Source organism: Myxococcus sp. CA039A (assembly GCF_013336645.1).
Lineage (GTDB): Bacteria > Myxococcota > Myxococcia > Myxococcales > Myxococcaceae > Myxococcus > Myxococcus llanfairpwllgwyngyllgogerychwyrndrobwllllantysiliogogogochensis.
Genome location: NZ_JABUMQ010000035.1, coordinates 42,054 through 49,638 on the forward strand (window position 1 = coordinate 42,054; position 7,585 = coordinate 49,638).

The 7,585-nt window shown below is 70.3% G+C and carries 7 protein-coding genes; 2 read left to right on the forward strand and 5 right to left on the reverse strand.

The window, feature by feature from the left end:
- Positions 1–3: 3 nt before the first annotated feature.
- The 5 genes from HR086_RS08520 to HR086_RS08540 form a co-directional block, all read right to left on the reverse strand.
- On the reverse strand, positions 4–1,746 hold the full coding sequence (locus HR086_RS08520; protein WP_174465328.1) for a DUF885 domain-containing protein: 1,743 nt from the start codon (positions 1,744–1,746) through the stop codon (positions 4–6).
- 22 nt (positions 1,747–1,768) lie between these two features.
- Entirely contained in the window at positions 1,769–3,085 is a 1,317-nt protein-coding gene (locus HR086_RS08525) for an amidohydrolase (RefSeq protein ID WP_174465329.1), read from the reverse strand.
- A gap of 101 nt (positions 3,086–3,186) precedes the next feature.
- Positions 3,187–4,275 carry an SDR family oxidoreductase gene (locus HR086_RS08530; RefSeq protein WP_174465330.1) on the reverse strand — a complete coding sequence of 363 codons (1,089 nt, stop codon included), beginning with the start codon at positions 4,273–4,275 and terminating at the stop codon, positions 3,187–3,189.
- 82 nt (positions 4,276–4,357) lie between these two features.
- Positions 4,358–4,930 (reverse strand): TetR/AcrR family transcriptional regulator, encoded by a 573-nt coding sequence (locus tag HR086_RS08535; protein ID WP_141643537.1) that lies wholly within the window; start codon positions 4,928–4,930, stop codon positions 4,358–4,360.
- Between the two features lie 55 nt (positions 4,931–4,985).
- The gene (locus HR086_RS08540) at positions 4,986–5,669 is read right to left on the reverse strand and encodes a spermidine synthase (RefSeq protein WP_141643536.1); all 684 of its coding nucleotides are present in this window, start codon (positions 5,667–5,669) and stop codon (positions 4,986–4,988) included.
- A 159-nt stretch (positions 5,670–5,828) separates the two neighbouring features.
- Here HR086_RS08540 and HR086_RS08545 point away from each other — a divergent pair, with 159 nt between their 5' ends.
- Positions 5,829–6,419: a hypothetical protein gene (locus tag HR086_RS08545; RefSeq protein ID WP_174465331.1), complete on the forward strand. Its 591-nt coding sequence runs from the start codon at positions 5,829–5,831 to the stop codon at positions 6,417–6,419.
- Positions 6,420–6,576: 157 nt separating this feature from the next.
- Positions 6,577–7,585: DUF4157 domain-containing protein (locus HR086_RS08550; protein WP_174465332.1), on the forward strand; the 1,009-nt coding region annotated here is incomplete at its 3' end.

Consider the following 7,585-nt stretch of genomic DNA (forward strand, 5'->3'; position numbering starts at 1 on the left):
TCTTCAGCGCAGGAGCAGCCGCCGCACCAGCGGCAAGGGGAGGCTGCCCTGGGCGACGAAGGCGTCATGGAACTGCTTGAGGCCCGGACCCTTCGCGGCCTGGTAGTCCTGGGCCAGCCGCTGCACCTCCAGCTTGCCGAACGTGTAGTAGAGGTACGTCGGGTTGTAGGCGCCGCGCCGGGCCTCTTCGTAGGCATTGGCCGGCTGCTGGAAGCACTTCTCGCGGAACAGGCGCGCGGCGTCCTCCACGGTCCACCCGGCGGTGTGCAGCTTGATGCCGGCCACGTAGCGGCAGTCGCGCAGCAGGGCCTCGGATAGCTGCGCCAGACGCGGCTTCGGGTCTCCGTTTCCGAAGCCCTGGTCCAGCATCATCTGCTCGGCGTAGTGCGCCCAGCCCTCCGCGTTGCTGCCCACGGAGACCAGCTTGCGGACCTTCGTGGGGAAGCGGGGCGCGTAGAGGAACTGGAGGTAGTGGCCGGGCCACACCTCGTGGATGTTGATGACCGACACGACGGGCGCGTTGTAGAGGCTCAGGTGCTCCTCCTGGTGCTTCGCGTCCCATTCGGGCTCCACGGGCGTGACGTAGTAGAACGCCTCGGTGGCCTTCGTCTCGTAGGGCCCGGGCGTGTCCATGGAGGCGAACGAGCCCGAGCGTGCGTAGGGCGGCGTCTCCTCCACGCGGGGGCGCACCTCGGAGGGGATGGTGACCAGGTCCTTGGCGACGAGGAACTCGCGCACGCCCTCCACCGAGCGGCGCACCGACGGGATGAGGTCCTGGGCCGTGGGGTGGTCCTCTTCCATCCGGGCCATCACCTGGGCCGGCGTGAGGCGCGCGTCGATGCGCTTCGCGGTGGCCACGAAGTCGCGGTAGTCCTTCTCCAGATTGGCCTCTCCGCGCGCGAGCAGCTCGGGCAGGGGCAGGTCAATCATCTCCTCGTAGCGCAGCTTGGTCAGGAAGCGCTCCTCGCCCAGCGCGTACTTGCCGGTGGAGCGTGGCAGCAGGTCCGTCTCCAGCCAGCGCGCGTAGTCCTTCACCGCGGCCACGGCGGCGCGGTTGGCCACAAGGAACGAGGACTGGAGCACGGCGTCGTTGCCCGCGGCGTCCCTGGCCCACGTCGCCACCGAGCCCTCGAAGAAGCCCACGGAGCCCTTCGCCATGCGGAGGGCCAGGTCGGTGAACTCGCGCGGCGGCGTCTGGACGTTGGCCTTGCCGGCGGCGAAGACGGCGGGCACGGCCTTCAGGCGCGCAATCACCGAGCGCAGCCGCTCGGCCTTCGGCGCGAAGTCGCGCTTCATCAGCCCGTCGATGGCGCCACCGGGCAGCCCCGCGTACAGCATGGGGTTGTGCTCCCAGCCGCGCACGACGCTCAGCTCGAAGTGCTCCGCGAGCAGCTGGCTCTCCAGGGCCTCCGCGTCAATGGTGTCGTCGAAGGAGAGCGAGGCCCGGTCCACGGCGCGCAGTCGGGCGAGGAGCGTTTCCAGCTCTCGGATGCGGGCCTCGACGCGAGGCCGGCTCAGGTCCTCCAGCTTGCTGTCATAGGCGTGCAGCCCCACCGCCGTGCCGTTCGACGGAGAGAAGTCGAACGAGGCCTCGAAGATGGTGTCCACCAGCCTCGCGAAGCTCTCGGGCGGATGGGCACTCCCCGAGGGTGACTCAGGGGTGGTGGAGGGCACCTGCCGCGCGCAGGCGCAGAAGAGCCAGCAGGCGGTGAGAAGCAACGCGCGAGCGGGAACGGCTTTGAGCATTCCGCCGTTCTAACAAGGCGATTCAGGGCTTGCCCAACAGCTCCAGCGCCGACGTTGTCAGTGCGGTGACACCCGTGCGCAGCGTGCGCTCGCGGTCCGGGATGAAGCCGGAAGAGTGGAGAGAGGGGAGCGGCTCGCCCCCCGAGCGGGACTGGGTGAAGCGCAGGGGCTCCACGGCGCCGAGCCAGAGCATGACCGCGGGGACTCCCGCGCGGCCGTACTCGGAGAAGTCCTCGCCGCCCATGACGGGCTGGGCCTCGCCCACGTTCTTCTCGCCCAGCACGCGCACCACGGCGTCGGTGAGTCGGCGGGTGAGCGCAGGGTCGTTGTACGTGGCGGGCGTGCCCTCCGTGACTTCGACCTTGGGAGGACGGGGGGCGCCGGAGGCGAGGGCCTCCGCCTTCGCGACGCGGTCGATTCCGTCGAGCAGCGCCTTGCGCACCTCCGGCTTGTACGAGCGCACGGTGAGCTGGAGGCGCACCTCGTCCGGGATGATGTTGTGCTTGGTGCCGCCCTGGATGGAGCCCACGGTGATGACGCCGGGCTCCAGGGGATGCTTCTCCCGGCTGACCACCGACTGGAGCGCGAGCACGGTGCGCGCCGCCATGACGATGGGGTCCACCGTGGTGTGCGGATACGCGCCGTGGCCGCCCTTGCCGTAGAGGGTGATGTCCACCGAGTCCACATGCGCCATCGCGTAGCCGGACACGTACTCCACGCGTCCCGCGGGAGCGGCGGTGGTGTTGTGGAGGGCCACCGCGAAGTCGGGCTTGGGGAAGCGCTTGAAGAGGCCGTCGGCCAGCATCTTCCGCGCGCCCGCGCCAATCTCCTCCGCGGGCTGGCCCACCAGCATCAGCGTGCCGCGCCACTGGTCCTTCTTCTTGGACAGCAGCGTGGCGGTGCCCAGCCACACCGTCATGTGCACGTCATGTCCGCACGCGTGCATCACCGACACCGTCTGTCCCTCGCCGTTCTTCACCGTCACCTTGCTCGCGTAGGGCAGGCCCGTCTTCTCCTCCATGGGCAGCCCGTCCAGGTCCGTGCGCAGCATGACGGTGGGGCCCGGTCCATTGCGCAGCAGCGCGACGACACCCGTGCCGCCGACGCCGGTGGTGACGTCGAAGCCCAGCTTGCGCAGGCGCTCGGCGAGCTTCGCGGCGGTCTTCTCCTCCTGGAACGACAGCTCCGGGTTCTGGTGCAGGTCCCGGTAGAAGATGTCCAGCTCCGGATAGAGGCCATCCAAGGCCCCCAGCACGGTGGAGGGCTGCGCCGCGAGTGCACGCCCCACGGGCGCGGTCAGGAGGACGACGAGCAAGGCCAGCAGGGAAGGGCGGTTCACCAGGAGGTCTCCGGTCCGTGTCGAGAGCCGCGCCACTACACCACAGGACGAGGCTTTCGGTGGGAGGAGCGCGCGGCGCTCCTGGCTCCGCTCGGCTGGGGTCAGGCTGGACGCACCGATGCGGTGCGGGCCCGCGCGACATCGGGGGCAAAGTCCGTGGCGCGCAGGAAGTCGAACCAGCGGTCGAGCACCGTGGCGACCGGAGGAAGCTCCACGCCCATGCGCCGGGCCAGCGCGAGCGCCGGTTCCACCGGGTAGCGGGCCGTGTCGAGGAAGTCGAGCGACTCCGTGGCCGCGCCGAGCAGGCGCTCCGGCAACCAACGCACCCACGAGACGGGCAGTGCGAAGCGCGGTGATCGTCGACCGGAGCGCTCCGCCGCCCAGCGCACGAGCTGGTGGAGTGGAGGAGTGCTCGGGTCCAGCAGCGTGTACTCCTGGCCCTGCGTCTCCGGCAGCTCCGCCACGCCGGCGAGGAAGCGCGCCAGGGTGTCCACGGCCACCACGGGAACGAAGGTCTCCGGCGTGCCCAGCAGCACGGGCATCGTCCCCGCGTGGACGCGCTGCAAGGTGTCTCCGAGGCCCAGGCTCTGCACCGTCGCTCCGGTGCGACTGTCGCCGATGACAGTGGACGGATGCACGGTGGTGACGGGAACACCGAGTCGCGCGGCGGTCTCCAGTGCCACCCGATGCGCGAGCGCCTTCGAGGCCTCATAGGCGCCCGAGCCCGTGAAGCCCAACGTGGGCGCGGGGACGACTTCGCCCGAGGCATCGAGTCGAGGGCCGATGCGATATCCGCCCACGAGGACGAGTCGTCGCAGCGCGGGCAGTCGGGAGGCCAGCTCCACCACGGCGCGGGTGCCCTCGACGTTGGTGCGCCGAGCCGCATCGGCGGACAGGTTCCAGGCGAAGCGAGCGCCCAGATGGAACACGTCGCGCGCGCCCTGAAGCACAGCCTCATCCTCGGCGCTCAGTCCCAGTCGTGGCGCATCCAGGTCGCCCTCCAGGAACACGAGCTGCTCGGGTGCGCCTCCCAGCCCGGCCACCCAGTCCCGGTACTCCTGGGCCCGAGCCCGCGCGTTGCGTGACAGCAGGGCCACCCGCTGGCCCCGCCGCGTGAGCTCCGGCACGAGCCAACGCCCTATCAATCCCGTGGAGCCGATGACGAGCGCATCCGGTGATGTCGCCTTCATGATGACCTCCGTATATCTAGACCAGTCTACATATTCTGGAGCCGAGCCCACGCGGCCCATCCGCGTCGGCTCGGGGCCGCTGTCAGTCCAGTGAGAGCAGGCGCTCCAGTTCCTTCGAGAGCTCCTCGACGGGAGCTCGGCTTCGGTGGGCGCGCATCAGCAGCAGGGCGCCTTCGATGGAGGAGAGCAGCAGGGCCGCGCGTCGCCGCGACTCGGTGGGCGTGAGGCCCTCCGCGCGGAGTCGCTCGGTGAGGAGCTGTTGCCAGGCGCGCAGGGCCTCGGCTGCCGCCGCGCGCACGGGTTCAGGGGTGGCGCCCGACGAGAGGACCACGGCCGAGACAGGGCAGCCCTTCTCGAAGCCGGACGCCTCCGCCCGGTCCGCCAGCGTCGCCAGCGCGCGACGCAGCCCGGCGACGAGTCCCCGCTCCGTGGCGAGGTGCGCGTCGAGCAGCCGGGTGACTTCCGAGGCGGAGACCTGGAGCGCCTCCACCGCGAGCTGCTCCTTGCCGCCAGGGAAGTGGAAGTAGAGCGAGCCCCGAGGCGCCTTGCCGGCCTCCAGCAGCTCCTGGATGCCCGCGCCCGCATAGCCCGAGCGCTCCAGCATCTCCGCCGCCGCGGCGATCATCCGCCGGCGTGTGTCTTCTCCCTTGCTCACGAGGAGATGAATATACCGGTCGTCATATTCTGTCGAGCCCTTCTGGGGCCGGACTTCAGCGGCGGCTCCTGCCCAGCTTGCCGATGAAGAGGACGTGGCGAGGGCCCTTGGTGCCGTGGGCGTGGGGGTGGAGGACCTCGACGGTGAAGCCGCACTTCTCCATGCGGCGCTCGAAGGCGGGGGCGGGGCCCGCGCTCCAGACGGCGAGCGTGCCGCCGGAGCGCAGCGCCCTGGCGGCGTTGGAGAGCCCAGGCAGGCCGTAGAGGCCTTGGTTGTCCGGGTGGGTGAGGGCGCTGGGCCCGTTGTCCACGTCGAGCAGGATGGCGTCGAAGGTGGCGGAGTGGTGGGCCATCACGTCGCCGACATCTCCCTCGATGACGGTGACGCGCTTGTCCTCGAGGGGAGCGCCGGCGAGGGGCGCGAGGTGGGGCCCCCGGTTCCAGGCGACGACGGTGGGCAGCAGCTCCACCACGGAGACGCGGACGCCCGGGCCCACGGTGTCCAGCACGGCGCGCGCGGTGTAGCCAAAGCCAAGCCCTCCGACGAGCACCCGCCCGGTTCCGGAGGTCACCACGCCAGCGCAGCCTGCCTTCGCGAGCGCTTCCTCCGAGCCGTGCATCCGGCTGGACATCAGCGTCTGTCCGCGCACGCGCAGGACGTACTCGTCCCCTCTGCGGACCAGGGTCAGCTCCCCCACGTCCGGAAGGTTCGCGCTCTCGAGTGTCTCCCAGGGCTTCATGGGCACGGCTCTTCGCCCGGAGCCGGCCCGGGGTCAAGCACTCCGCACGACATCTCGTGCCCTCGTGCCGTCGCCTGTGCCCGACGCCAGGGGTCATCCGCATCCATACCCTCGCGAGCCGCCGCCACCGAGCGGCGCGGCCCAGGAGGAGCCCAGACCATGAACGAGCGCGAGGCTTATCTGCAGAAGATGGACGCCGAGAAGCGGCGAATCGATGCGCGAATCGCCGAAGTCGAGGCGCAGTCCGACATCCGCAAGGCGGACGAGGAGGTGAAGGAGCTGCATGGCGTGAAGCAGCGGCGCGAGGCCTTCCGCAGCAAGCTGGAGGAGTGGCGCCAGCGCGGCACGGAGGACTTCGAGCGGGGCAAGAAGGAGCTGCTCCGGGCCTGTGATGACACGAACAAGTCTCTCGTCGACGCGGAGGAGAAGGCGGGCGTGAGGCGCGCGACGTACGAGCGCAAGCGCGAAGCCGAGCTGCGTGAACTTGGCGCCCAGTTCGACGGTTGGGAGGCGAGCATCGCCCAGTCGCGGGCGGAGGACTCGCTGCTCACGAAGCAGGAGCTCCAGTTCCTGCGCGGCTCCTTCAAGAGCACGGGAGATGCCCTGCGTCGCCTGATGTCGGCCAAGGGCGGTGAGTGGTCCACGCTGCGCGGGGAGTACGAGGCCTCCTGGAAGGAGCTGCTGGACAACTCGCGCAAGATTCGCGCGGACGGCGCGGATGCGTCGCAGGCGCCGCCCTCTCCGTCCTGAGTGGACGCGCCGGGACGTGGGGACTCCACCCTCCACGTCCCATGCGGGGAGGAGACGTCCCCCGGTGTGACGCCGGCTGACGCGCGCGACACCCGGGGCATCCTGTCAGCCCCTGAAGCGTGCACGCTACATTGCGTGTCTCCAGGAGAGACATCGCATGGGCGTGTTCGTGCAGGAGTCGCTGTCCACGCGGGACGAGTCACACGCCGCCTCCTCCTCCGGAGCCACCGAGGGAGGAAACTCCCGGACGCGCGCGCTGGGCCAGCTCCAGCAGACCTTTGACGCATCGCCTCGGGTGGTCGCCCAGGCGAAGCAGGCCCAGACGCTCCAGCGCCGTGCCGCTCCGAGCAACGACACCGGACTGCCCGACGGCTTGAAGTCCGGAGTGGAGGCGCTCTCCGGCATGGCGATGGACGACGTGCGCGTCCACTACAACTCGTCCGCGCCCGCGCAGCTCCAGGCCCTGGCGTACACGCAGGGCTCGGACATCCACGTCGCGCCGGGGCAGGAGAAGCACCTGGCCCACGAGGCCTGGCACGTCGTGCAGCAGAAGCAGGGGCGCGTGCGTCCCACGACGCAGCTACAGGGCGAGTCCCTCAACGATGCGCCGGGCCTGGAGTCCGAGGCCGACCTGATGGGTTCGCGCGCCTCGGGCCTGAAGCTGACCGGGCCCACCCTCGACTCCGAGCCCTTTCAGCGCAAGGTCGCTCCCGTCTCGGGCGACACGTCGCTCGAGCCCATCCAGCGCGTGGCGGTTCAATTGGGGATCAACGGGGCGGGGAACATCAACAACGTGAACGTGGGCGGACGCGCGGGCTCCCTGTGGCCCCAGGAGCGTCACCACACCACGCCCTGGCAGACGTACCTGGACACGCTCGACCGGGCGTTGCTCAACCGGAACTTCGCCCAGGCCCTCAACAACATGAACACCCTGGATGGCCACCTGCGGAATCTGCCGGGATGGGACCTGGTCGACAGCCTGGAGGCTGGCAAGCAGGAAGAGGCCGAGGTGGAGATTGACGAGCTGGCGGCCCGACGCGCGGCGGCCAACGCCGCGGCCGCGGGCACACCCGCGCAGGCCTTCGCGATACAGGCCTACGCCCAGCAGTGGATTGTCGTGCGCAGCAAGCTGCCGCTGTCCCAGGCGAACTTCGGAGGTGGCGCGG